General features: G+C 35.7%; 29 protein-coding genes. 16 read left to right on the top strand and 13 right to left on the bottom strand.

The window, feature by feature from the left end; all coding sequences use genetic code 11:
• Positions 1-34 precede the first annotated feature (34 nt).
• Positions 35-1,372, top strand: coding sequence for a sodium-dependent transporter (locus AN959_RS18015; RefSeq protein WP_056832799.1), 1,338 nt, complete (start codon positions 35-37; stop codon positions 1,370-1,372).
• A 95-nt stretch (positions 1,373-1,467) separates the two neighbouring features.
• Positions 1,468-1,680 carry a helix-turn-helix domain-containing protein gene (locus AN959_RS18010; protein WP_056832797.1) on the top strand — a complete coding sequence of 71 codons (213 nt, stop codon included), beginning with the start codon at positions 1,468-1,470 and terminating at the stop codon, positions 1,678-1,680.
• A 54-nt stretch (positions 1,681-1,734) separates the two neighbouring features.
• Here the strand turns inward: AN959_RS18010 and AN959_RS18005 are convergent, their stop codons facing one another.
• Complete coding sequence (locus AN959_RS18005; protein ID WP_053588529.1) at positions 1,735-1,995, bottom strand: DUF1871 family protein; 261 nt, start codon at positions 1,993-1,995, stop codon at positions 1,735-1,737.
• Between the two features lie 76 nt (positions 1,996-2,071).
• Between AN959_RS18005 and AN959_RS18000 the strand changes: the two genes are divergently transcribed.
• Positions 2,072-3,241 (top strand): MalY/PatB family protein, encoded by a 1,170-nt coding sequence (locus tag AN959_RS18000; RefSeq protein ID WP_056832795.1) that lies wholly within the window; start codon positions 2,072-2,074, stop codon positions 3,239-3,241.
• A 923-nt stretch (positions 3,242-4,164) separates the two neighbouring features.
• Here AN959_RS18000 and AN959_RS17995 read toward each other — a convergent pair.
• Together AN959_RS17995 and AN959_RS17990 are read right to left on the bottom strand one after the other, a co-directional pair.
• Complete coding sequence (locus AN959_RS17995; RefSeq protein ID WP_056832793.1) at positions 4,165-4,377, bottom strand: hypothetical protein; 213 nt, start codon at positions 4,375-4,377, stop codon at positions 4,165-4,167.
• 16 nt (positions 4,378-4,393) lie between these two features.
• Entirely contained in the window at positions 4,394-4,981 is a 588-nt protein-coding gene (locus tag AN959_RS17990) for a peptidylprolyl isomerase (RefSeq protein ID WP_056832833.1), read from the bottom strand.
• A 372-nt stretch (positions 4,982-5,353) separates the two neighbouring features.
• On the opposite strand from AN959_RS17990, the gene AN959_RS17985 reads away from it, so the two are divergent.
• Both AN959_RS17985 and AN959_RS17980 read left to right on the top strand, forming a co-directional pair.
• Positions 5,354-6,592: an MFS transporter gene (locus tag AN959_RS17985; protein WP_056832792.1), complete on the top strand. Its 1,239-nt coding sequence runs from the start codon at positions 5,354-5,356 to the stop codon at positions 6,590-6,592.
• Between the two features lie 70 nt (positions 6,593-6,662).
• Positions 6,663-8,522: a transglycosylase domain-containing protein gene (locus AN959_RS17980; protein ID WP_056832790.1), complete on the top strand. Its 1,860-nt coding sequence runs from the start codon at positions 6,663-6,665 to the stop codon at positions 8,520-8,522.
• A 156-nt stretch (positions 8,523-8,678) separates the two neighbouring features.
• Here AN959_RS17980 and AN959_RS17975 read toward each other — a convergent pair whose 3' ends face one another.
• Positions 8,679-9,239 carry a DUF5366 family protein gene (locus AN959_RS17975; RefSeq protein WP_053588524.1) on the bottom strand — a complete coding sequence of 187 codons (561 nt, stop codon included), beginning with the start codon at positions 9,237-9,239 and terminating at the stop codon, positions 8,679-8,681.
• 160 nt (positions 9,240-9,399) lie between these two features.
• On the opposite strand from AN959_RS17975, the gene AN959_RS17970 reads away from it, so the two are divergent.
• From AN959_RS17970 to mnhG, 7 genes are read left to right on the top strand one after another with little or no spacing between them, the layout of a single operon-like run.
• The gene (locus tag AN959_RS17970) at positions 9,400-11,823 is read left to right on the top strand and encodes a Na+/H+ antiporter subunit A (protein WP_056832789.1); all 2,424 of its coding nucleotides are present in this window, start codon (positions 9,400-9,402) and stop codon (positions 11,821-11,823) included.
• Positions 11,820-12,242, top strand: coding sequence for a Na(+)/H(+) antiporter subunit B (locus tag AN959_RS17965; protein ID WP_056832787.1), 423 nt, complete (start codon positions 11,820-11,822; stop codon positions 12,240-12,242). The genes AN959_RS17970 and AN959_RS17965 overlap by 4 nt, the downstream gene beginning before the upstream one ends.
• A complete protein-coding gene (locus tag AN959_RS17960; RefSeq protein ID WP_053588521.1) occupies positions 12,242-12,583 on the top strand; it encodes a Na(+)/H(+) antiporter subunit C in 342 nt (113 codons plus the stop codon). The genes AN959_RS17965 and AN959_RS17960 overlap by 1 nt, the downstream gene beginning before the upstream one ends.
• A gap of 46 nt (positions 12,584-12,629) precedes the next feature.
• Positions 12,630-14,066 (top strand): Na+/H+ antiporter subunit D, encoded by a 1,437-nt coding sequence (locus AN959_RS17955; RefSeq protein WP_371256577.1) that lies wholly within the window; start codon positions 12,630-12,632, stop codon positions 14,064-14,066.
• A complete protein-coding gene (locus tag AN959_RS17950; RefSeq protein WP_053588519.1) occupies positions 14,066-14,545 on the top strand; it encodes a Na+/H+ antiporter subunit E in 480 nt (159 codons plus the stop codon). Before AN959_RS17955 ends, AN959_RS17950 begins: the two co-directional genes overlap by 1 nt.
• Positions 14,542-14,823 carry a Na(+)/H(+) antiporter subunit F1 gene (locus tag AN959_RS17945; protein WP_053588518.1) on the top strand — a complete coding sequence of 94 codons (282 nt, stop codon included), beginning with the start codon at positions 14,542-14,544 and terminating at the stop codon, positions 14,821-14,823. Before AN959_RS17950 ends, AN959_RS17945 begins: the two co-directional genes overlap by 4 nt.
• Positions 14,807-15,166 carry a monovalent cation/H(+) antiporter subunit G gene (mnhG, locus tag AN959_RS17940; RefSeq protein ID WP_053588517.1) on the top strand — a complete coding sequence of 120 codons (360 nt, stop codon included), beginning with the start codon at positions 14,807-14,809 and terminating at the stop codon, positions 15,164-15,166. Before AN959_RS17945 ends, mnhG begins: the two co-directional genes overlap by 17 nt.
• Before the next feature lie 59 nt (positions 15,167-15,225).
• Here mnhG and AN959_RS17935 read toward each other — a convergent pair whose 3' ends face one another.
• Positions 15,226-15,432: a hypothetical protein gene (locus AN959_RS17935; RefSeq protein WP_053588516.1), complete on the bottom strand. Its 207-nt coding sequence runs from the start codon at positions 15,430-15,432 to the stop codon at positions 15,226-15,228.
• A gap of 59 nt (positions 15,433-15,491) precedes the next feature.
• Entirely contained in the window at positions 15,492-16,994 is a 1,503-nt protein-coding gene (locus tag AN959_RS17930) for a leucyl aminopeptidase (protein ID WP_056832783.1), read from the bottom strand.
• A 121-nt stretch (positions 16,995-17,115) separates the two neighbouring features.
• Between AN959_RS17930 and AN959_RS17925 the strand changes: the two genes are divergently transcribed.
• The gene (locus AN959_RS17925; protein WP_056832781.1) at positions 17,116-17,592 is read left to right on the top strand and encodes a divergent PAP2 family protein; all 477 of its coding nucleotides are present in this window, start codon (positions 17,116-17,118) and stop codon (positions 17,590-17,592) included.
• Between the two features lie 286 nt (positions 17,593-17,878).
• On the opposite strand, the gene AN959_RS17920 is transcribed toward AN959_RS17925, so the two are convergent.
• From AN959_RS17920 to AN959_RS17905, 5 genes are all read right to left on the bottom strand, one after another.
• A complete protein-coding gene (locus AN959_RS17920; RefSeq protein ID WP_053588513.1) occupies positions 17,879-18,205 on the bottom strand; it encodes a YuiB family protein in 327 nt (108 codons plus the stop codon).
• Positions 18,206-18,302: 97 nt separating this feature from the next.
• Positions 18,303-18,428, bottom strand: a complete 126-nt coding sequence (locus AN959_RS21445) for a YuiA family protein (protein WP_172794406.1) — start codon at positions 18,426-18,428, stop codon at positions 18,303-18,305.
• A 101-nt stretch (positions 18,429-18,529) separates the two neighbouring features.
• Positions 18,530-19,021, bottom strand: a complete 492-nt coding sequence (locus tag AN959_RS17915; protein WP_053588512.1) for an NUDIX domain-containing protein — start codon at positions 19,019-19,021, stop codon at positions 18,530-18,532.
• A gap of 72 nt (positions 19,022-19,093) precedes the next feature.
• Positions 19,094-20,305 carry an NAD(P)/FAD-dependent oxidoreductase gene (locus AN959_RS17910; protein WP_053588511.1) on the bottom strand — a complete coding sequence of 404 codons (1,212 nt, stop codon included), beginning with the start codon at positions 20,303-20,305 and terminating at the stop codon, positions 19,094-19,096.
• Positions 20,306-20,535: 230 nt separating this feature from the next.
• A complete protein-coding gene (locus AN959_RS17905) occupies positions 20,536-20,898 on the bottom strand; it encodes an iron-sulfur cluster assembly accessory protein (protein ID WP_053588510.1) in 363 nt (120 codons plus the stop codon).
• Positions 20,899-21,079: 181 nt separating this feature from the next.
• On the opposite strand from AN959_RS17905, the gene AN959_RS17900 reads away from it, so the two are divergent.
• Entirely contained in the window at positions 21,080-21,775 is a 696-nt protein-coding gene (locus tag AN959_RS17900) for a DUF2225 domain-containing protein (protein WP_056832780.1), read from the top strand.
• Positions 21,776-21,797: 22 nt separating this feature from the next.
• On the opposite strand, the gene AN959_RS17895 is transcribed toward AN959_RS17900, so the two are convergent.
• On the bottom strand, positions 21,798-22,031 hold the full coding sequence (locus AN959_RS17895) for a NifU family protein (RefSeq protein ID WP_053588508.1): 234 nt from the start codon (positions 22,029-22,031) through the stop codon (positions 21,798-21,800).
• Positions 22,032-22,114: 83 nt separating this feature from the next.
• Between AN959_RS17895 and AN959_RS17890 the strand changes: the two genes are divergently transcribed.
• Complete coding sequence (locus tag AN959_RS17890; protein ID WP_056832778.1) at positions 22,115-22,447, top strand: YuzD family protein; 333 nt, start codon at positions 22,115-22,117, stop codon at positions 22,445-22,447.
• A gap of 125 nt (positions 22,448-22,572) precedes the next feature.
• On the opposite strand, the gene AN959_RS17885 is transcribed toward AN959_RS17890, so the two are convergent.
• Positions 22,573-23,640 (bottom strand): NAD(P)/FAD-dependent oxidoreductase, encoded by a 1,068-nt coding sequence (locus AN959_RS17885; RefSeq protein ID WP_056832776.1) that lies wholly within the window; start codon positions 23,638-23,640, stop codon positions 22,573-22,575.
• 126 nt (positions 23,641-23,766) lie between these two features.
• Between AN959_RS17885 and AN959_RS17880 the strand changes: the two genes are divergently transcribed.
• The gene (locus AN959_RS17880; protein ID WP_056832774.1) at positions 23,767-24,003 is read left to right on the top strand and encodes a YuzB family protein; all 237 of its coding nucleotides are present in this window, start codon (positions 23,767-23,769) and stop codon (positions 24,001-24,003) included.
• The last annotated feature ends 24 nt before the right edge of the window (positions 24,004-24,027 follow it).

Raw genomic sequence — 24,027 nt, 5'->3', positions numbered from 1 at the left:
ACAATAAGACAGTTGTAATAAAGGAGGAATTATTTTGGCAAAGCGAGATCATTTTGGATCTAAAATCGGATTTGTATTAGCAGCGGCAGGAAGTGCAATTGGCTTAGGTGCTATTTGGAAATTTCCATATATGGCCGGAACGAATGGTGGAAGCGTATTCGTTTTACTATTTATCTTGTGTACTTTATTAATTGGTCTACCGATTTTATTAGCAGAATTCATTATAGGAAGAAAAGGTCAAGCAGATGCAGTGACTAGTTTTAAAAAACTTGCTCCTAAGAAACCATGGTTTGTAATTGGATGGGCTGGTTTTTTCTTTTCTATTATTATTCTATCTTTTTATAGTGTAGTTGGGGGATGGATATTATCTTATTTAATAAGAGCTCTTACATTTAGCTTGAACGGAACAAACGAGACCTTCTATGAGGATTTGTTTAATAGTGTCATTTCAAATCCATGGGAAGTTATAGTCGGACAAGGTGCTTTTATCTTTCTAACAATATGGATTGTATCGGGTGGAATCCAGGGAGGAATTGAGAAGGCTAGTAAATGGATGATGCCTCTTCTTTTAATATTCTTTTTAGTTTTAGCAGTTCGCTCTTTAACTTTAGAAGGTGCAATGGAAGGAGTTAAATTTTTATTCGTTCCTGACTGGTCTTATTTCACATGGGAGACAGCTCTACTTGCATTAGGGCAAGCGTTTTTCTCCTTAAGCGTAGGTGTTTCCGCAATGATTACTTATGCATCCTATTTGCCAAAAGAGACTAGATTAGGGAATTCAGCACTAAGTGTCTCACTTCTTAATATCGGTGTATCCATTATGGCTGGACTTGTTATCTTCCCTGCTGTTTTTGCTCTTGGATTCTCACCAAATGAAGGACCGGGTCTAGTTTTCATCATATTACCTGCTGTTTTCGAGCAAATAATATTTGGACAATTTTTCTTAATACTATTTTTCGTTTTGTTGCTTTTTGCTACGTTAACTTCGTCTATCAGTATGTTAGAGATTGTAGTATCCATCGGTATTAAGTCAAAATATGAACGTAGGAAACGAGCAGCATGGGTATTTGGGATTCTAATTTTCCTAATTGGTATTCCGAGTGCGTTGTCTTTTGGGATACTTTCTGATATTCACATTTTAGGAATGTCCATTTTTGATTTTGCGGACTTTCTTACAAGTAGCTTTGGGCTTCCATTAGGAGCATTGTTCATCTCTTTGTTTGCGGGTTATGTCCTTACCAAATCTGAGCTACAAAATGACTTGAAGGTAAATCAATTTCTATTGAATACATGGCGGTTTATCGTGCGTTTTGCCGCTCCAATAGCAATTATTATCGTCTTCATTCAGGGAGTAATGAAATTATTTGTGTAAATTTTTTTTATAGGCTATCTCAAAAATGTTGTTCTAAAATGTTTGTGCTATAATATAGTTATACTTATTACTTCTTTGAAAGGATGGATGTAACTATGAAACAAGAACTTCACGTACAATTACGTCAACTGAGGGAAGAACGCAATATTTCTTTAGAACAGCTTGCCCATAAGGCTACTATAGGAGCATCAAAGTTAGAGGCTTATGAAGCGGGAAGTGAAACTCCATCTGTTCAAACATTATTGAAACTTTCAAATGCATTAGAAGTACCAGCATCTAACCTATTAGATGGCTTACAAAACGAATAAAAGCTTTCGGTTTTTTAACCGAAAGCTTTTTTTGTTTCCCTATAACAACTATACTTAAATAATACATTTCATTTCATATTTTAATGCAATCAATTTATATGAAACTTCTACACACTTTTCAAGTGGTATCCACTGTTCAAAAGAATGTTCATAAATGGTTTGTATTCTTTTGGCCAACTCAGAAGGATGGTCAATACTTTGAAGATCTGCAACTACATCAGCAGCTTCGGCGTCATAACTATCAACACCTATATTAAATGGGTCCCATTCTTGTAATGTCCAAAGTGCTTTTCGATTCATTTCAATTGTGTCCATATATTTTCACCTTACTAGTTTTTATTAGTTAGGGTTATAATAACATAATAATTACAAATTGAAAGGGGTAATTAATTTGCCTGATTTTTCTACCGTTTTTGAAAGACGTAATACACATTCTACTAAGTGGGACTTGCTAGAACAAATATATTCCATTCCAGATGCATCCGATGTGCTTCCTATGTGGATTGCAGATATGGACTTTGCTATCCCTTCCACTATTATCGATGCATTACATAAGAGATTAGAACACCCAGTTTTTGGATACAACATTGTACCCGAAGAAACAAAACTTGCACTTACAAATTGGTTAGAAAAAAAACATCAATTAAAAATAGAAAATAAATGGATATTCTTTCAACAAGGTGTAATACCTGCGATGGCTTCTGTATTAGATGCTTTTACCGAAGTAGGAGATAAAATCTTAATACATTCTCCAGTATACCCACCATTTAATCATGTACCTACACGACTTGGTCGTATTGTAGAGACTTGTGATCTCATGGAGATTAATAGTTCGTTTGAAATCGATTTCGATGACTTTGAGCAAAAGCTATCATCAGGTGTAAAAGCTTTTATTCTTTGTAGTCCCCACAATCCAGGTGGAAAAGTGTGGACCAAAGAAGATTTAACTAAAATTGCAGCTTTATGCGAAAGATATAATGTACTTATAATATCTGATGAAATCCATGCAGATATAGTTTTTAAGCCAAACAAGCATATACCCATTCTTTCGGTAGCGGAAAATGTTAATAATATTATTACTTTCTTTGCACCAACTAAAACATTTAACTTAGCGGGAATTCAAGCAGCTACAATTATAGTGCCAGACCAACAAAAAAGAAAAATCCTAGAGAACCAAGCCTTAGAACGTGGACAAATGGAACTAAATATATTTTCACTGACTGCTTTTCAAGCAGCATACGAACATGGAGAGCCTTGGCTGGAGGAATTACTTGAGGTTGTATCCTCCAATATGGATTATGTAGTAGAACAATTAACGAACAAGTTAAAAGGAATAAAAGTGCCTAAACCTGAGGCAACTTACCTTTTATGGATAGATTATAGAGATACAGGATTATCAGAAAAAGAGATTATGGACTTGCTTTTAACAAAAGGGAAGTTAGCTCTTGAACCAGGTACGAAATACGGGAAAACGGGAGAAGGCTTTTTAAGAATGAACGTTGCCTGTCCAAGACAAACTTTAGAAGATGGAGTTGCACGATTTATTAAAGCACTTTCTTAAATTATACGAATAAAAAAAACAGCCACATTTATGGCTATTCAGATTGTAGACAAACTCAATTTTGGGTGCATAGAGTTGTATATTAAATTCGGCAAGGACCACCACTTCGCTTTCCGTGGGCTTGGCTTCAGCCTCCTCGTTCCTGCGGGGGCTTCTGCTCAAGCTGTTCCCACAGGAGTCTTCGTGGTGGTCCTTGCCTTATAAACAATTCCTTACAGATAACTACTATCTTTATTTTTTATTGGATAAAGAAACCTCTTTTGAAAGATTTATTATACTACTAACCGTCTATAAAAATTCTTTTGTCCTCTCGATACCATTTGTTATTTTATATTCATCTTCTATATAGACAATTTATTAAAACCATTTAAGGTTGTTGTCCTTCAATACTCCTTCTATTCATTCACAGATCTTTTGTAAGATAAGCCAACAATCAATGATTCCCTTTTGTTTACACACTAAATGGTCTAGCAGTTAGTTTTACTTGATCATTCAGTAACATTTCTTACCATTCCGATCCATTGAATTTTTTTATCAGTGTAGAACATCACCTTGAAAGTAGTTTTTTCTTAGATGAAGTAGATTGTATTGTTAATAGAAGCATTTGATTGAAACGGAAGGCGGCGACTCCAGCGGGAACAGCGTGTCCAGGTGAGACCCCGCAGGCGCTAACTAAGGAACGAAGGCTAAGTACGCCGCCTCGTGCGGCAACGCCTTCGTGACCAACATCATGTTGGCCTGAGGAGGCTCACGGACCGCCCGCGGAAAGCGTCCGCCTGGAGTGTAAATCAACGATCTAAATATATATATTATCTATCTATATTTATCGTAATAGAAAAAAGACCGAAGACAAACTCGAAAGTCTTCGCGTTTGTCTTCAGTCTAAAACAGCCATATAAATAGCTTTTTTTATTTGTATTAAGTTACTTATCCAGTTGTTCCTTCTTTGCCTGCATAATTCTCTCTTCTAACTCTTTTGCTTTTGCAGCATCCTTAATAGATTTTCTTTTTAACCATCTAAAAACAATAATACATAGAATAACTAAAACAACTAATTCAATAACCACTGGAATATACTCCGTTTTATCTTCCGGAAAATATAAATATAAAAAACCTAGTTGTAAAAACTGCAACATCTAAACACTTCCCTATTTATTTTTGTACGATTTCAATAGAATCTATCGTAATATCTTCTAGTGGCTTGTCATTTTCATCTTTTTCTACAACTGCAATTTGGTCAACGATCTCCATACCTTCTATAACTTGTCCAAAAACGGTATGTTTTTGATCTAAGTGTGGAGTTCCGCCATTTTTCTCATATGCAGCTGCAATTTCTGCTGGCCATCCACCGTCTTCTAATTGTTTAGCCTCTGCTTGAGCACTTGATGCTTGTACTATGAAAAATTGACTTCCATTTGTATTAGGTCCAGCATTAGCCATCGATAATGCTCCTCTTAAGTTAAACAGGTTCATCGAAAACTCATCTTCAAATTCTTCACCGAAAATACTTTCTCCACCCATACCAGTACCAGTTGGGTCTCCCCCTTGAATCATGAAGTCTTCGATCACTCGGTGAAAAATAAGACCATCATAATAGCCCTCTTCAGCGTGAGTTAAAAAGTTTTCAACCGTTTTAGGTGCAAGTTCAGGGAATAATTTAATTTTAATAGGTCCCTTTGATGTATTCATAATAACTAGAGCTTCATTTGAAGCAACTTCTGATGAAAGTTGTGGATACATAATTTTGTCTCCTTCATTTTCCGTTGTTGTATTTTCCGTTTCTGTATTAACTACCTTTTTGTCACCGCATGCCCCTACTATCAAAACAGCGCTTATTAATAATAAAAAAATAATTTTTTTCACAGTTTGTTCACCCCAAATAATTCTAACATATTGAAAAGTCATTTTCAGTGACAAAGTATCTAACTTTATTAGCTACACAAAATAACCTATAATGGGTAAAAGAAAGCGACAAGCGCCACTTAGCAGCGACGAGCTTGCACATTTGACATTGAGTGGCTGGTGTTTGGAGTCTTGAAAGTTTTTATATAAAGTAATTACTTAACTATTTTTTTTGAGAAGGTACGCAACAAATAGAAAGAAGGGATTTGGATGAGCGTACAAAAAAGTAACTTTATTATTATGTGGTTTTCTAACTTTTTAGTATCTGGAACAATGACAATGATTATGCCCTTTTTATCTTTATACATCAACACAATGGGAGACTTTTCGGATGCCTATGTTCAAAAATGGTCTGGTCTTGTGTTCGGGGCAACATTCGTATCGGCCTTTTTAATGTCTCCGATTTGGGGAAGAATTGCTGATAAATATGGGTACAAGCCTATTTTAATTATTAATGGCTTCGGTATTGCTATCAGTGTTTTATTAATGGGATTTGTTTCCTCTGTTGAAGCATTTTTTGTTCTTCGATTATTTATGGGAGTCGTTACTGGTTTCATCCCTACATCATTGGCTTTTATTAGCTCCCAGACTCCTAAAAAAATTGCAGGTAAAACAATGGGAACTCTTCAAATGGGAAGTGTTTCTGGTACATTATTTGGACCTATATTCGGAGGATTTCTAGCGGATACATTCGGCTTTCAATATACGTTTATAATTACTTCCAGTGCTGTATCAATTGCTGCGTTACTCGTTATATTTGGTGTACATGAAATAAGAAGAGAAAAGAAAAAAGGAGATCATGAATATTCTAGAAAAACAGTAATTTCGGGAATTTTTCATCATCGCCTCATATTAAACGTTTTAATGATTACTTCTCTTATACAAATAGGTTTGTTTAGTATCCAGCCTCTTTTGTCCTTATATGTATCGCATCTGACCAATTCAACTGAAGTTGCGCTACTTGCAGGAGTCACCTTCAGTGCTACAGGAGTCGGCAGTTTGCTATTTGCTAGAACATGGGGAAAACTAGGGGATACCCACGGATACGAAAAAATATTATCTATTTTGCTGATATTGGCCTTAATTTTCATTGTCCCACAAGCATGGGTAACGGATTTATGGCAATTAATCATACTACGCTTCCTTTTTGGTATTGCATCAGGTGGGTTGATACCTGTTACAACTGCCTTGATAAGAAGAGAAGCCCCTATTGAAGTACAAGGTGAACTAATGGGCTATAACACAAGCTTCCGCTTTTTAGGCAACATAATTGGTCCAATGTTTGGTGGATTCATCAGTGGATACATTGGTATATCTTCCGTTTTCTATGTAACAGGGTCACTGTTTTTATGTGGCTATTTAATCATCTACTTTGCAAGAAAAAAACCAGTTCAAGACTTTGAAGATGTTTTATTGGAAGAAGAGCTTCACGCTAAACAAACAAATTAAAAATGAGCACACTTTCGAATAGAAAGTGTGCTATTCTTTTTATTAGATTATAGGAACTGGAGTGCAACAAATGCGACAAGTAATAGGGTTTCTCCTTATTTTATTATGTTTCCCTTTAATATGGATGTTGACATCCTTTATCCATGCAGAAATATTGTCCGCGTCTTCTTTTCAAGATGATTTAAAACAATCCATTCAATTATCAACCCCTCCCCTGTCTTCACCAGTTGTATTGTTAGACGAAAATGAACAAATCTTTTCAGAGGATTACGTAGAATGGAGAGACCCCCTACCGCTTGAGTCAATACCTTTATTTGTACAAGAGTTGTTCATTCAAAGCGAGGATGTAGAATTTTACAATCATATTGGATTTAATTTTAGCGCAATATTCCGAGCTGTTTTTGCCAATGCTTCTGCCAATGCAAAAGAACAAGGTGCTAGTACAATTACGCAACAATTAGTAAGAATACGATATTTATCTACAGAGAAAACGTATGAACGAAAAGTGACGGAGCTTATTTATGCATATGAAATGGAAAAGCAAGCAACAAAAGATGAAATATTAACGAATTATTTAAATGAAATATATTTTAGTAATCAGGTCTACGGTATTGGAGCTGCTGCAACTTATTATTTTGGAAGACCATTACACGAATTATCAGATGCAGAACTTGCCTTTATTAGTGCGATTCCAAACAATCCAACAATCTACGATCCTATAGATAATTTTGATGCAACAAAGAAAAGACAGGAATTACTTATAGATGTCCTAGTGAAAAACGGAAAAATACCAAAGGAAAGTGGAGAAGCAATAAAGGCTGAACCAATCGTCCTGAAGACAAAAACAAAAAAACAGCTGTACCCTACCTATAGCACTTATGTTTTAGAAGAGTTGAAGAATTTAGTTGCATCAAAAGAAGGTTTTACCGAGAAAATAGCAACTGCCCAAAATGAACAGCAAAAGCTCTTTTTAGAAAATGAACTGCAAACTAAAGTGAATGATGTGATAGCTCAAGGAGTGACAATTTATACAGCTCTTGATCCGTCGAAACAACTAGACGATGAAAAGTACGTAAATAAACTATTAGTTAAAACGCCTGATTTACAGGCTGCATCGGTTGTCATTAATAACGAAACACGAGAAATCATCAGTTTATACGGAGGTAAAGAGTATAAAAAATTTGATTTTCATCGTGCGTATCAAGCAGTTAGACAACCGGGATCAGCATTAAAATCATTACTTGTGTACGCACCAGTTTTTGAAACAACTACATTAACTCCTAATAACTCAATAAATGGCGGTAAACTTTGTATTGGCTCATACTGTCCTCAAAACTATGGAGGCGCACTGTACGGGAATGTAACGATTAAGCAAGCTTTTCGCTTCAGTCACAATACTCCTGCAGTACGGTTATTAGAAACCGTTGGAATAGATAATGCATTTGCAAAACTAGAGCCATTCCAATTTAATCATTTAACGAATGAAGATCATACTTATGCTGCCGCACTTGGTGGATTAACACATGGCGTTACAGTATTAGAAATGGCTGATGCTTATAGTAGCTTTATAGATGGTATGTATAAGCCTGCTCGTGCCATTCGAAAAGTTACAGATAAAAAGGGAAACATTTTGTATGAATGGAATGAAGAAAAAACAGAGGTTTGGTCACCTAAAACAATTCAAACTATGAGAGGCTTACTTTCCGACGTAGTGCAAAATGGAACGGGAAAAGGAATCTCTATTCCATCTACCTACGTTGGCGCTAAAACTGGAACTACGAATGACTATTATGATTATTGGATTGCTGGGTTAACAGATACATATACCTCAGCAGTATGGATTGGCTATGACATGCCTAAAAATATGAAATCAATCGAATCTAGAAAAATTCATCATTCTATTTTTAACAAAATTATGAGAGAGAAATAGAAAAGAGTCATCTCCAAATGGAGATGACTCTTCTTTTATGATTTGGTCTCGGTTTCTTGCTAATTAGTCTTCAATTGGCTTCAATTGGTCTCGGTAAAGAATGAATTGGTCTCGTTCTGCCGTTTAATTCCTCATAAACTAGCGATTTTGTGACAATTATAAAAATGGTAAACTTGCCACTATTCCATTATAAAGTTTAATCGTCACATAGATGACTAATGTTAAAAATAGACTCCATACCATAAACTCGAACATTATTAACCCTACCGTCCCCATCATGCTCATTGAACTGCTTAATTTGAAAATGACATATACAAAATAAACAAAAGCTGTAGCTAAAAAAATGATGAGCAATATTTGAAGAGATTGAAAACCGATTGCTGAAATAAATGATCCAATAAAAAAAATGACGTATCCACCACGTGCTTGAGAAATAGTCTTCCCTTCTAAATCTTTTGAGAAAAACAACATCCCAATCTCATGTATTGTTTCAGCAATCAACTTAAGTGCAGAAAAAAGCATAAAATAAATAAGTGCTAGGATAATAACTAAGAACAGTTTCAATTCCAAATCGGATAAAAACTCTCTCATTCCACTATAAACACCAATTACTTTAAAAAGATCTATCGCTTTGTTCATTGTAAAAATAGAAAAAGATAAACTAAATAACAAAATAGTGATGAGTGGTAAAAATCCAAACACATATGGGTTCTTCATAGCTTCTCCTCTTATTCTAGTATCCATACTTTTGTATCATATCGAAGAAAAGGTATATTCTGCAAGTAGATATCTATTTTTCATCAATGCAATTACTATACTTTTACGTTATAATTTTAGGGATGCATTTTAAATACATAGCTTGGAAAGGAGGATTCCTTTGTCCTTAGTTTTTGCAATATTCGCACCCGTCATTGTTGCACTTGTGATCCCTTTGTTATTTAAAAGGGTTCCTACTATACATACCGGCTGGTTTGTATTACTTGTACCCGTTGCACTTGTTTGTTTTTATGCAACCTACATACCTTCTATTATGAAGGGATCCACTTATATGGAGGAGCTCCCTTGGATACCGTCACTCGAGATATCCTTTATCTCTTATTTAGACGGATTAAGCTTGCTTTTTTCGTTGTTAATTACAGGAATAGGGGCACTTGTTGTTCTATACTCCATCTTTTATATGAATAAGAAAAAAGAAAAGCTTGGCAATTTTTACGTTTATTTATTAATGTTTATGACTGCTATGCTCGGAGTTGTTCAGTCAGATCATCTAATAAGTTTGTATTTCTTTTGGGAATTAACGTCCATATCTTCTTTTCTTCTTATTGGATATTGGTATACGAAAGATCGTTCTCGATTTGGTGCTCTTAAATCCATGATGATTACTGTTTTCGGTGGATTAATGATGCTAGGAGGCTTCTTGATTCTTGGCATTATCGGAGAAACATTTTCAATTCGTGAGCTAATTGAACAAGCACCTACTCTAGCTAGTCAGGATCTATTTGTTTGGGCACTTGTACTCGTTTTACTTGGGGCATTTACAAAGTCAGCTCAGTTCCCATTTTATATTTGGTTACCTGATGCAATGGAAGCACCAACACCTGTCAGTGCGTATCTGCATTCTGCTACGATGGTAAAAGCAGGATTATATTTGGTAGCAAGATTTACTCCGATCTTTGCTCTATCCGAAGTATGGATATGGCTTGTTACCGGAGTAGGTATCATCACATTATTATGGGGTTCCTTCTTTGCTGTCAAACAAACAGATCTAAAAGCTATTCTTGCTTTTTCAACTGTCAGTCAACTTGGTTTAATCATGTCTTTACTTGGAATCGGTTCTGTCGCTTATCATGTTACGGGTGACTTAGTTGCTACATTTACATTTGCAACCTTTGCGGCGATCTTCCATCTAATTAATCACGCTACATTCAAAGGTAGCTTATTCATGATTGCAGGTATTATTGATCATGAAACAGGTACAAGAGATATCCGAAAACTTGGTGGACTCATGAGTTTAATGCCAATCAGCTTTACGATTGCATTAATCGGGAGCTTATCAATGGCAGGAGTACCACCTTTTAATGGATTTTTAAGCAAGGAAATGTTCTTGGACGCTACATTAGAGTTACAGCATTTCGACCTGTATGCATTCGATACTTGGGGCATATTGATTCCAATTATCGCATGGATCGCTAGTGTATTTACATTTGTTTATAGTCTTTATTTTGTTTTTCATACATTCCGTGGGAAACATAAACCGGAACAATTACCTAAAGCAGCTCACGAAGCTCCAATTGGAATGCTAGTTTCACCAGGTATACTAGCAACTCTTGTTATAGTTTTTTTCTTTGTTCCAAATTTTATTGGTACTACGTTTATTAAACCGGCGGTAGCTGCTATTCAACCTTTAGCATACAAAGTTCCTGCGGAAGTAGGCTTTACAATAAAAGCTTGGCATGGTTTTAACTCGCCTGCCTTATACATGACACTTGGTATCTTTTTAGTAGGTTTCTTATTCTATAAAACCTTACCAAAATGGACTCCAGTTTACGAAAAGTTGCCATCAAAATTCACTTTAAACAATATGTATGACGGAATAATGCGACTTGCAGATGGAGGAGCTCATCGCTTTTCATCCATGTATATGACAGGTTCTATTCGTTCTTATTTTGTCTTTATGTTTGCTGCGATCATCGTATTACTCGCTGGTACAATGTGGTTTAAGGATGCATTTGTAATTAGTTTTGAAAACTTAGCACCTATTCGTTTCTTTGAGATACTTATTTCAATTATATTAATCGTTGGAACTGTTACAATTTTGGTTACGAAATCAAGACTTACAGCGATAATTGCACTTGGAGCAGTAGGATACACGGTTGCTTTATTCTACATCATCTTTAAGGCTCCTGATCTTGCTTTAACACAATTAGTAATTGAAACAGTTTCAGTAGCATTATTTTTAGGGGCATTTTATCATTTGCCTAAAATGGACAAGCATGAAAAAGGAAAAGAAGATAGAGGCTTCCGACTTGGAAACTTCCTTATTGCTCTTGGAGTTGGTGTAATGGTTACATTGATCGCTATCTCTTCTCATTCACAAAAGCTTATTCCTTCTATAGCAGATTATTATAAGGAAACTGTTTACTCAGAAGCTGGTGGCGGAAATATCGTAAACGTTATTTTAGTAGATTACCGTGGATTTGATACTTTATTTGAAATAAGTGTGTTAACAATTGCTTCTCTAGGAATTATAGGAATGATTACACTGCGTCTAGCGAAAAAGAAAGGAGATAGAAAAAGTTGAAAACGAATGATTTAATTATTCAAACGACCACGAAAGTAGTATTTTTCATTATTTTTCTCTTCTCCATTCATATCTTTTTTGCAGGACATTATACACCTGGTGGAGGATTTGTCGGCGGATTGTTGATGTCTAGTGCTATTGTTTTATTATTATTAGCTTTCGATTTGAAACCAGTACAAGAGATGCTTCCGATAAACTATACGGTTCTTACTGCAACCGGCTTATTAATTTCTTTAGCAACTGCCGCTGGTTCTATATTCTTTAATGTTCCATTTTTTACACATGCCTATGATTATTTTAATTTACCTTTACTTGGTGAAACGTCGATCCATACAGCAATGTTTTTCGATACAGGCGTATACTTAGTTGTAGTCGGAGTAACGATGACAATCATTCAAATGATAGGAGGAGATGAATAATGGAAATATTAATGTCCATTTTAATCGGCTTTCTATTCATGGCAGCCATTTATTTAATACTTTCTAGAAGCTTACTCCGAATTATTATCGGAACGGGCTTGCTAAGTCATGGAACACATCTCTTACTTATAACAATGGGCGGGCTAAATGGAAAAGCTGCTCCTGTTTTAGCTGATGGGGTAACAGATTATGTTGATCCACTTCCCCAAGCTTTAATACTTACAGCTATCGTTATTAGCTTTGGTGTTACCGCATTTTCTTTAGTATTAGCTTATCGAACCTATAAAGAGCTAGGTACAGACAATATGGATTTAATGAAAGGAACAGAAGACAATGATTAATTTATTATTATTTCCGGTCCTCATCCCGTTCCTTTTTGCAGCCATTTTGTTGTTTTTCCCGAAAAAAGTCAAAGCACAGCGAATTACGGTAATGATTGGACTTTTATTGGCACTAGCTTCAGCTATCGTCCTATTAGTAAAAGTAAAAACAGATGGTGTTCAAACAGTTACGCTTGGTAGTTGGGCACCTCCGTTTGGAATCACAATGGTTTCTGATATGATATCGGTTTTATTAGTCCTGTCTTCCCTACTCATCGCTATTTTCGTTGTATGGTATAGCTACACTTCCATTGGTGAAGATCGTGAAAAAGCTTTTTATTATCCAGCGATCATGTTCATGTTGACAGGTGTGAATGGTGCATTCACAACGGGAGATATTTTCAATATGTTCGTTTTCTTTGAAGTATTGCTTATGTCCTCCTATGTCTTGATCGTATTAGGTGGGGAAAAAGTTCAGTTAAGAGAATCTATTAAGTACATACTAGTTAATATCGTTTCCTCTTCTTTATTTGTTATTACTGTTGGTTACTTGTACTCTGTAGTTGGAACACTTAATATGGCTGACATTTCTATAAAACTATCGGAGATAGGACAATCAGGAATAGTAACAGTAATAGCTGTACTATTTTTGATAGTATTCGGTATTAAAGGAGCTATCTTTCCATTATTCTTCTGGCTTCCTGGTTCATACGCTGCTCCACCTGTTCCCGTCTTGGCGCTGTTCGGAGCACTACTAACAAAGGTAGGCGTATATGCTATCATGCGTACCTATACATTGTTCTTTACAACTGATATTGGATATACACATGAATTACTCATGGTCATTTCAATTATCACGATCATTGCAGGATGTGTTGGCGCTCTAGCATATTTCGATTTGAAACAAATCATTATTTATAATATTGTCATTGCAGTAGGTGTTATCTTGTTTGGTGCATCTATTATGAACAAAAGTGGAATGCTTGGTTCCGTATTTTATTTAATACATGACATCCTCATTAAAGGTGCCTTGTTTTTATTGATTGGGATTATTATTAAAATAACAGGCACATCCGATTTAAGAAAAATGGGTGGTCTTATGAAGCGCTATCCAGCACTGGCCTGGAGTTATTTGATAGCAGCATTTGGTCTAGCAGGTATCCCTCCATTAAGTGGATTTATCGGCAAACTTCTAGTTGTACAAGGTGGATTTGAAGGAGAATATATTTGGCAAAGTATATTTATTCTTGCATCAAGCTTAATTGTTTTACTTTCTGCTATCCGAATCTTTATCTATGCATTCTGGGGTGAAGATAAAGTTGGATTACATACAATTAGTCCAAAAACATACCGACAGTTATTGTTTCCGGCGATTACTTTAGTTGCTATAACAGTATTTTATGGTGTTGGTTCCGAATACCTTGTACCGTTTATGACAGATGCCTCAACAGTTTTACTAGATCCTTCCGTCTATACGGATGCTGTGTTTGGAGGGTTGAAATAATGCCATTTCAAATTTTGTTGAATGTATTTATAGCAGTAACGTGGATGTTCTTATCTGTGTCATTTAAACCTTCCACATTTATCGTAGGATATATTTTAGGTTTGCTAATGTTATTTATGGTTCGTAAATCATTTAGTACCAGATTCTATTTAGACAAAGTTTGGGCAGTTATTAAACTTACTCTATTATTCCTTAAAGAGTTAACGCTATCTAACTTTTCTGTTTTAATGCTAATTATTAAACCAAAGATGCCTATACGACCTGCAATCTTTGCGATGCCCACTGTTCTTGAAAAGGATTGGGAAATAACACTATTATCGAGTCTCATTACACTAACACCAGGAACAATTGTAATTGATATTTCGGATGACAATAAAACCTTATATATTCACTCACTTGACTTTGAGGATATAGATGAAGCAATCCAATCAATACAAAATACGTTTGAAAAAGCAATATTGGAGGTGAGCAGATCATGACAACCTTTCTATGGGTTATTGTTGTCTTGATAAGTCTATCGCTTTTAGGCTTTTTATATCGCCTAGTGAAAGGGCCGACTACACCAGACCGTGTAATCGCATTAGATGCAATTGGAGTTGGATTGATTTCATTGATAGGGCTTATTTCCATTCTTTTTGATACTGGCTTTTTCTTAGAGGTTATATTACTCTTAGCAATCCTTTCATTCATAGGTACAGTTGCTTTTTCTAAATTCACGGAGAAGGGAGTAATCATTCAACGTGACCGTAATAGCTAATATTCTAATAATCGCTACAATATCTTTTGGAACAATCTTTATACTAGTTACTGCTATAGGTTTAATACGGCTTCCCGACGCCTATTCACGTGCACATGCGGCTTCTAAGAGTGCGACACTAGGGGTTATGAGCATTCTACTTGGTGTGTTCTTTCACTTTTGGCTCAATGAGGGTCATTTTAACTCCCGTATACTACTTGGAATAGTCTTTCTTTTCATAACAGGTCCTGTTGGTGGTCATATGATGGGTAGAGCAGCTTATTTATCCGGGATAAAATTATGGGATAAATCAGTACGTGATGATCTTGCAGAAGTAGTAAAGAAAAGAAGAGAAAATCAATAGAAATAAGAAAAGCTTTTGCAATACGCAATACTTTGCGTTTGCAAAAGCTTATTTTTTTATTAATAACCACCATAATAAGGATATGGATAATACGGATATGAATATGGATATGGATAGTAAGGATATGGATAATAAGGCTGTCTATACCCCCCAAAACCATAACCTAGCGAAGAACCGAGTAGTCCTCCAAAAAAGCCTCCTAATAATGGACCTCCAAAGCCACCAAAAAATGGACCCCCAAAACCACCTCGATGAAATCTTACCATGCTGCTCCTCCTTTCATCTCAGTGTATGCGTTTGGGGTTTTCCTGGCTGAGTGCTTTGCCTATTCTTCCTCCGCCATTCTCTCAATTAATGTAGCAAGTGTACGAACCATTACACCAGTCCCACCTTTTGGACCTAGATCATGTGCAGACTTTGTATCGGAAGTACCAGCGATATCTAAATGAATCCATGGTGTATCCTCTACAAACTCTCCTACAAATCCACCACCAAAAATCATATGGCCATCTCCACCTGGTGAATTATTTAAGTCTGCTACATCGCTCTTACGAATTCGTTTTTTATCATTTTCAGTTAATGGTAATCTCCATGTAAATTCACCTGTTTCAATAGAGGATTCCATAAACGTTTCAAAAAACGCTTCATCATTTGTAAGTGCACCTGTCTTATCGTACCCAAGTGCTGTAATTACTCCACCTGTTAATGTCGCCACATCTACAATATAATTTGCACCTTGTTGTTTTGCATAGGTTACTGCATCTGCTAAAACTAATCGACCCTCAGCATCTGTATTTAAAATTTCAATTGTTTTACCACTCATGGACGTGATCACATCATCTGGTTTGAACGCATTGCCAGAAATCATATTATCTGTAGAAGCAATAACAGCAATAACGTTCTTATTTGGACGAAGCTCTCCTATTATTTGCATAGCTCCTAGTACTGCAGCAGCACCACCCATGTCGCCTTTCATTCCAACAATACCTGTTTTTGTTTTTATCGAATAACCACCAGTATCAAATGTAATTCCCTTACCTACTAAAGCAACTACATCTTCCCATTCTTCAGTAGCTTGATATTTCAATACAATTAATCGAGGCTCTTCGACAGAACCTTGGTTGACTGCGAGAAGTGCACCCATGCCAAGTTCTTCTATTTCTTTTTTACCTAAGATCTCTGTTTCAAAGTCATATGTATTTCCAAGTTCTCTTGCATATTCGCCTAACTGCGTAGAAGTAAGAACATTACCAGGAGTATTCACTAATATTCTCGCCTCATTAACAGCATCCGCATAAATAGAACCTATTTCAAAGTATGATACAACTTCATCCGACTCTTCCTGCGTTAAAAGCTCAATAGCTGGCAAATAATAATCTGGTACATTTGAGGTTGTTTTATATCCTTCAAATGTAAAAGAACCCATTCCAATTCCCTCTGCTGCCAAGTATGCAATATCCGCATCTAAAATCGATTCATTTGCGAAAGAAGGTATCCAAATTGCTAATGATTCTGGCTTACTCGATAAAAGCTCCTTACCAACAAGTCCAAAGACTTGACGAAGTTTGTCTTGAGTTAGCTGCTTACGATCTCCAATTCCAACAAATAGAATTCTTTTGACACCGTCTTTGCCTGCAACAGGAACTTTTACAACTTTTTTAAGCTCAGAAGATATGTCTCCACTTTTGATCCAGTCCGTAATATGTGAGCCGAAGCTCTCTAAAAAGTCGCTCCAATTGCTTATATTTTCTACATTCTTGGAAACTGCTACTACTAAGGTTTCTGATTGAACTTCCTCAAATAAAACAGCGTTCGTGCTTATGATCATTATTTTTCCTCCTAATAATTCGGATACATTTTTATTATATAGGAAGTACTTACATTTTTCGAATTGTTTGAATGTGTTATACTAGTCTTACTTAATGTTTAGAAGAAAGGCGGTGTCTACTTTGGCAATCCTCCAGAACACTCCATTATTGGCTGCACTTTTTTCCATTTTCTTTGCTCAATTTGTTAAAATTCCAATACATTTTTTAATAACAAAGAAAATAGATTGGAAGTTATTTACTTCTACCGGTGGAATGCCTAGTTCTCACTCAGCTGCTGTAACTTCCCTTTGCACTGCAATTGCTTATGAAACGGGGCTAGATTCTCCAATATTTGCAGTCTCCACAGTATTTGCTGTTATCGTTATGTTTGATGCAACTGGCGTTCGTTTTCAAGCAGGACAACAAGCAATAATGATCAATCAAATGAGAGTGGATTTCCAGTTATTTGTTGAGCAAACAAAGGGATGGGCAAATAAGAAGAATGAAGAGAAAATAATCGAATTAAAAACCCTTTTAGGACACAAACCAATGGAAGTTTTCATGGGTGCACTTACTGGTATATTGATCTCGATTTTCATTTACAACACCTTTGAATAATTAAAGATGGATATTCATAAACGTAAACAAGTTCTACACAAGAAGAGCAAAAAGCAACCACTATCGTTGGATACGATAGTGGTTTTTTATTTGTGGTTACATTAATCTTCATTGTAGATATATGAAGATGTAAAAGAGGACAGTATTAATATTTGAACTTGAAAAAACCGTATTTGCTGAGCTGCTGCTCGCTACTTCTGAAACTCCGCAGGGTCTATTAAATATGAAAGAGACAGGTCTCTAAGCAAAATATAAAGGATGACCTATTTTACAGGTCATCCTCCAATTAAAACATTTGATATCCATTTTTTCGAAGATATTTAATAACAAAACCTGCAGCAATTGCTCCCGCTAAACCACTAGACAAAATAATAATATCTGCTGTATGGAGTGAGATTATTTTATTTCCTAACGCAGAAAACGCTTCTCCTGCTTTTGTAAAGTAATCAAAAAATCCTACTTCATCAATAATGAATACAACAACAAGTGGATATAAAAATGCCACAAACCAAGTCATTCGTAATAGCATGTTTACTAAAAAGGCGATTCCGAAAAACATGACAAAAAATATAAGAACCGAGAGTATCATTTGTACTAGCATAAAATCTTGCATAATCTATTACCTCCGTAGTATCTCTAAATAGTTTACCTTAACGGAGGCTAGTATTCAATGTACTTCTGCGTATTCACTCATTTGTCATAAATTTCATTCATTTTTTTCCCGATCCATTACAACGCCCGCAGGTTTCAGAACCACCTAGTCTCAATTGAAAATAGCCTTCTCCCTTACAGTATGGACAATGGTTGGAATTTCCTTCTTTTTTAAATTTCTTCATTTGAATCGCCTCCTAACATTATCTATTCTTAATATTCAGATAATATACCATATAACTAATATGTTGTAAATAAAAACAAATATTTTTTTGGACAATAGCTACTAAAAAAATAGCTTGTAGCTACTATAACCAAATACATCACCAGGATTAATCCCTTCAATGGTATTAAACCCATCTTCTACTTTCTTTGATGCTAGCTCATGAATCATTACGGAGGCGTCTTTATCTACTACTAATTCATTTGGATGAATCCACTTTACTTCATATAGTTCAGAAAGCTGAGCCTGTAAAATCGGTTCTTTCTCATTCGGTATTAATAAAAAAATGGCCATATTATCGCTTATTTTATGATGAATAACACCACTTCTAAAGCCAACCATCTTCCGAACAGTACAATCTACACCAGTTTCTTCTTTCACCTCTCTTCGAACAGCTTCATCTACTGTTTCATCTTTGTTTACAAAACCCGCAGGAAAAGACCATCGACCATGAAGACCACCATATCTTTTCTTTACAACTAACCATTCCCCTTTATCATTAACTACTATACCTGCAACACCCAACCAAATATTTCCTCTATCCTCTCTTGCCATAAAAAATCTCCTTTAAAAAAAGCTCTCACTGTAATTATACATACAGTGAGAGCTCATCGAAATCAAATGATATTATAAAGTAAATTTACCTTTTTTCATTACAAGTGGAATTCCACCGATCATGTATAGTGCGCGGTTATCAATTACTTTTTTCATAATAGAAGCTTTTGTACCAGTTAGTTTTCTACCCATTACATCACCAATTGCGTCGTGCTCACCAAGTGAACATACTGTTCCTTTAAGAGCTGGAACGAACTCTTCTGTATCATTCCCTTTGATAAGCGATACAATATTTTTCGCGATAGTAACAGCTTGTTGCATTGCAATTTGTGCTGTTGGTGGGTATGGACGGTTAATCTCTTCATTGATCAGAAGAGCACAGTCCCCAACTATAAATACATCTGGGAAACCAGGAGCACGCATATCTTTCTCTACTTTTACGCGTGCGCGCATGTTTTCAATTCCTGATGATTCGATTAAGCGATTTCCTCGAACTCCAGCAGCCCATACAACAGTACCAGCTTTGATGAATTCAAATTCTTCTTCGCCTTTTTTAATCTTAACGCCTTCAGGAGTTGCTTCTACGACTGGTGTACCAATAGAGAATTCAATTCCTTTTGCCTCTAATTGTCTTACTGCATATTCTACTAATTCAGGATCAAACCCTGGAAGCACCATTGGAGCAGCTTCAACACAAACTACGCGGACTTTTTCTTTTGGTACATCATATTCTTTACAAAGTTCAGGAATACGATTTCCTAATTCACCTAAAAATTCGATTCCAGAGAATCCAGCTCCACCTACAACAATCGTTAAGCGTGTATCATCATGCACTTCTTCTGTTGACCATGTAGCAAACTGATATTCAATGTGATCACGAATTTGGCGAGCAGCATTTACATTGGCAATGGAAAGAGCATACTTATCTAATCCAGGAATTCCGAAAGTTTCTCCTTCAAAGCCTAAACCGATTACTAAGTAATCATATGTATACTCACCAGCGCTAGTTGTAACTTTTTTCGAATTAACGTCAATACCATCAACTGTAGCTTTTACAAAGTTTACTTTGCTTGAGTTGATTACATCTTTTACATCATAACGAACTTGATCTGGACGAAGAGTACCAGCAGAAGCTTCATGTAACCATGTTGACTCATAATGGTAATCATTTTTATTTACAAGTATAATATCTGCTTCATCTGTACCTACTAATTTCTGAAGGTTAACTACAGTAGATAATCCACCATAACCTGCACCTAATACTAGAATTGTTGGTCTTTTCACGAAGATCGCAACCACCTTTAATATATTTTTTATAAGATACTTCTGATTATACATCAAGAAATTCTTTACTTTTGTCTAGTTTACGACAAAAAAACTCTTAATTCCTATATTAGACCTTTTAGCATACTATTTCAATACATTGTTACCTTATTGTAAATTTGAGAATTTACTGAAAATTAACATTTAAAAAAGAGCATTTTCTTCGGTAAGAAAATGCTCCCTGCTTTAAATTAACAGTTCTCAGGTGTTCCTTCTTTTTTTGCAGTTCTAAACGACGAACCACATCCGCAAGATGCGATAGCGTTCGGGTTTTCGATGGTAAACCCACCACCCATTAGTGATTCTTTATAATCTATTGAAGTACCATTTAAGATAGAAGCATCTTCTGGTGAGACAACAATATCAATACCATGCTGATGTAGCTCTATATCTTCTTCCGTTTTATCCTTTTCAAAACCCATTCCGTAAGAAAGACCGCTACATCCACCACCATTAACTGCAATACGAAGCAAAGATCCTTCTTCTCCGTTATGCTTCATCATTTCCTTTACGCGGTAAGCTGCCGCTTCAGATAATATTACTACTTCTGCCATCTGAATCACCTTTCCTTCCTATTCTCTATCATATCAATGTTTTTACTATCTAGACAAGGAAAACCGCTTGAAGAATTACATCGCTTTTCGTAAACAAATAAAGTATAATAGAACTATTCAAGAAGCCACTAAATGCAGTATAATAGAACTACTTAAGTCATGAGCGAAAAGAGGAAACATCATGGAAATTACTCCGTATTATCAAAAAGATATCGAATGTTTGCACTGCAAAAAGAAATTTAAATCTACAAAAGTACGCTCAAAATTTATTAAAGTAGAAAGTCATGAAACGGACTTTCAACCTATTTATCAAAATAAGGAAGTGAACCCACTCCTCTATAATATTTTTGTTTGTGAGCATTGTGGGTTTTCTTTTACAGAAGATTATACGAAATACTTTGCCCCTGGAGTAAAAGACATTATTCAAACAGAGGTTGCTAATAAATGGGTTCCCCACTCTTTTGGAGAGGTAAGAACGCTGACAGAAGGAATCATGGCATATAAACTTGGAATACACTGCGGTACCTTAAAAAAAGAAAAATTTATTAATATAGCAGGTTTGGCACTTAGAACTGCTTGGTTATACCGTCTTCAACAAAATCATGAGCAAGAGCAGCGTTTCATGAAGATAGCACGTGATCGATATGCCGATTCATACTCAAACGATGATTATAATGGCACACAAATGTCAGAAACTCGTGTGCTCTATTTAATAGCAGAATTGTCTCGAAGAATTGGTGATATCGAATATGCTACAAGATATTTTTCAAAAGTAATTGAAAAACAAAGTACATCTATCGAACCAAAAGTAATTGAAATGGCAAAAGAACGTTGGCAAGAAATACGTGAGAACAAAGAAAAAGAAGCCTTAATGTAAGGCTTCTTTTTAAAATGTCTTATTAAAATACTTGTTCTACTTCTACTACACCTGGAACTTCTTCCAATAGTGCACGTTCAATACCTGCTTTTAATGTAATCGTTGAACTTGGGCAGCTTCCGCAAGCTCCTAAAAGGCGTAGTTTAACAATACCGTCTTCAACGTCTACAAGTTCACAGTCTCCCCCATCACGAAGTAAAAATGGGCGTAATTTATCTAAAACTTCTTGTACTTGTTCATTTATTGTATCTGTCATATCTATCGACTCCTTTCGCTATAATCATTATAATGTGAAGTAAGAAAAAAATCCAATAAAGAATTCGAAGGAGAACTGTTCATATGACAACTCAAGCAATTAATATAGAAATCTTCGGTGCTGATATAGTTTGTGCAAGTTGCTTAAATGCACCATCCTCTAAGGATACATACGAATGGCTACAAGCTGCAATCGATAGAAAATTTCCAAATCACCAAGTAACATTCACTTATATCGATATTGAAAAGCCAATTGAGAATGAAAAACATCAAACCATTGCTAATAGAATTGCTGATGACGAATTTTTCTACCCTCTTGTTATGCTCAATGAAGAAATCATTGGTGAAGGATATATTCAATTAAAACCAGTATATGCAGCCCTTGAGAAGTATGGCTATGTTAGTGAAAAAGAATAGCAATAGATTTATAGATCGATTCACCAATTCATAAATTTTTAAAGCTTCGAAGTGTTGATACTACCAACGCTTCGAAGCTTTTTAAAGTTCAAATATTCTCTTGTAGCAGAGGTTTCGAAAAGCACTTATCCATTGTGTCGCTTATACATCCATAGCAATCCTGATTTCATTAGTCTTGCGATACGACCTGTTACAGAAATATCTGCTAAGTAAGCAAATCCCTGTTTTTTACCAAGAGAGCCCATAAAGCCTTTAAGCTTAATTTCAGGCATGTTCTCTGGAAGAGCTTGTCCCTTCCAACGTGCTTGCAATACTTTTACAATCTGTTCTGCTTGTTCTTCCGCAAGTTGCGCACTTGGTGCAAAAGGAAGTGAAGCACAGTCCCCTACGACAAATACATTTTCGTAGCTTGGTAAATCATGATACTGTGTTAAAATGACACGACCCGATTTGTCTTTTTCGCCTGGTAATGCACGTACCGGTGCAGCAGGTTGAATTCCTGCAGTCCATACTACAACGTCTACAGGAATAACTTCTTGATGATTGTATAATTTATTTGGCTCTACCTTTGTAATATTCGAGTTGCTTACAACTTCTACATCATTAGTGTCAAACCATTTTTTTACATACTTACTTAATCGTTCAGGAAAATCTCTTAATACACGTTCACTACGATCAAAAAGTTTGATCCTCAAATCTGGACGACTTTCACGAAGTTCACTTGCAAGCTCAATACCGCTAAGTCCCGCACCAACAATCCCAACTACTGAACCTGAAGGAAGTCCACCTAGTTTGTTGTATGTATCACGAGAACGCCCGATTGTCTGAATGCTATAAGTAAATTCATCTGCACCAGGTACACTATGATACTTATCTTCACACCCTAGACCTATAACTAGATCGTCGTATCCGACAGCTTGCCCATCTTCTAATAAAACTTGTTTACTATCTACATCAATTTCTAAAACTTCTCCATACTTTATCGTTAACTTTCCGCTTTCCGGAAATGCTACTCGAATTTCTTGATCAGAAGCTGTACCAGCTGCTAACGCATAAAACTCAGTCTTTAAACTATGAAATGGCGTTCGGTCAATTAATGTGATTTCTACATCATCTGGTAAGTTATTTGGCAATAAACGAAGTAAAATACGCATATTACCATATCCTCCACCTAACAATACTAACTTTCGCATATTATATCCCTCATCTCTAAATGTCACTTCAAATTATAAATGATTGTGATGGATTTCACAATAAGACTTCTACATTGACGAATGAATAAAAAAAGAGTAGCATGACGAAGTAGTGAGGTGACAGCTATGAATCCAATGGTTGAATTTTGCATAAGCAACCTTGCAAATGGTTCACAAGAAGCTTATGATATTTTAGAACAAGATCCGAATTTAGATGTATTAGATTATGGTTGTTTAAGCTATTGCTCATTGTGCTCTGAAACTTTTTTCGCTATTGTCAACGGCGACGTTGTCGAAGCAGACACTCCAAGTGAACTTGTTACAAACATATATAAATACATTGAGGAAAATCCTTTATTTTAAAAGACTGCGAGCAATATCGCAGTC

The organism is Psychrobacillus sp. FJAT-21963, assembly GCF_001420585.1.
In the GTDB taxonomy this organism is placed as follows: Bacteria; Bacillota; Bacilli; order Bacillales_A; family Planococcaceae; genus Psychrobacillus.
The sequence above is the reverse complement of the archived record's forward strand: the minus strand, read 5'-3'. Positions and strand labels throughout refer to the sequence as shown.

What these genes read in the sequence shown, in the direction of transcription:
- AN959_RS17880 (WP_056832774.1), top strand. Translation starts at nt 23,767, where the DNA reads ATGAATCCAATGGTTGAATTTTGCATAAGCAACCTTGCAAATGGTTCA.
- AN959_RS17945 (WP_053588518.1), top strand. Translation starts at nt 14,542, where the DNA reads ATGACAACCTTTCTATGGGTTATTGTTGTCTTGATAAGTCTATCGCTT.
- AN959_RS17990 (WP_056832833.1), bottom strand. Translation starts at nt 4,981, where the DNA reads ATGTATCCACAACTTTCATCAGAAGTTGCTTCAAATGAAGCTCTAGTT.
- AN959_RS17960 (WP_053588521.1), top strand. Translation starts at nt 12,242, where the DNA reads ATGGAAATATTAATGTCCATTTTAATCGGCTTTCTATTCATGGCAGCC.
- AN959_RS18010 (WP_056832797.1), top strand. Translation starts at nt 1,468, where the DNA reads ATGAAACAAGAACTTCACGTACAATTACGTCAACTGAGGGAAGAACGC.
- AN959_RS17900 (WP_056832780.1), top strand. Translation starts at nt 21,080, where the DNA reads ATGGAAATTACTCCGTATTATCAAAAAGATATCGAATGTTTGCACTGC.
- AN959_RS17885 (WP_056832776.1), bottom strand. Translation starts at nt 23,640, where the DNA reads ATGCGAAAGTTAGTATTGTTAGGTGGAGGATATGGTAATATGCGTATT.
- AN959_RS17890 (WP_056832778.1), top strand. Translation starts at nt 22,115, where the DNA reads ATGACAACTCAAGCAATTAATATAGAAATCTTCGGTGCTGATATAGTT.
- AN959_RS17995 (WP_056832793.1), bottom strand. Translation starts at nt 4,377, where the DNA reads ATGTTGCAGTTTTTACAACTAGGTTTTTTATATTTATATTTTCCGGAA.
- AN959_RS17895 (WP_053588508.1), bottom strand. Translation starts at nt 22,031, where the DNA reads ATGACAGATACAATAAATGAACAAGTACAAGAAGTTTTAGATAAATTA.
- AN959_RS17930 (WP_056832783.1), bottom strand. Translation starts at nt 16,994, where the DNA reads ATGATCATAAGCACGAACGCTGTTTTATTTGAGGAAGTTCAATCAGAA.
- AN959_RS17980 (WP_056832790.1), top strand. Translation starts at nt 6,663, where the DNA reads ATGCGACAAGTAATAGGGTTTCTCCTTATTTTATTATGTTTCCCTTTA.
- AN959_RS21445 (WP_172794406.1), bottom strand. Translation starts at nt 18,428, where the DNA reads ATGAAGAAATTTAAAAAAGAAGGAAATTCCAACCATTGTCCATACTGT.
- AN959_RS17985 (WP_056832792.1), top strand. Translation starts at nt 5,354, where the DNA reads ATGAGCGTACAAAAAAGTAACTTTATTATTATGTGGTTTTCTAACTTT.
- AN959_RS17975 (WP_053588524.1), bottom strand. Translation starts at nt 9,239, where the DNA reads ATGAAGAACCCATATGTGTTTGGATTTTTACCACTCATCACTATTTTG.
- AN959_RS17950 (WP_053588519.1), top strand. Translation starts at nt 14,066, where the DNA reads ATGCCATTTCAAATTTTGTTGAATGTATTTATAGCAGTAACGTGGATG.
- AN959_RS17920 (WP_053588513.1), bottom strand. Translation starts at nt 18,205, where the DNA reads ATGCAAGATTTTATGCTAGTACAAATGATACTCTCGGTTCTTATATTT.
- AN959_RS17935 (WP_053588516.1), bottom strand. Translation starts at nt 15,432, where the DNA reads ATGGTAAGATTTCATCGAGGTGGTTTTGGGGGTCCATTTTTTGGTGGC.
- AN959_RS17915 (WP_053588512.1), bottom strand. Translation starts at nt 19,021, where the DNA reads ATGGCAAGAGAGGATAGAGGAAATATTTGGTTGGGTGTTGCAGGTATA.
- AN959_RS17905 (WP_053588510.1), bottom strand. Translation starts at nt 20,898, where the DNA reads ATGGCAGAAGTAGTAATATTATCTGAAGCGGCAGCTTACCGCGTAAAG.
- AN959_RS18005 (WP_053588529.1), bottom strand. Translation starts at nt 1,995, where the DNA reads ATGGACACAATTGAAATGAATCGAAAAGCACTTTGGACATTACAAGAA.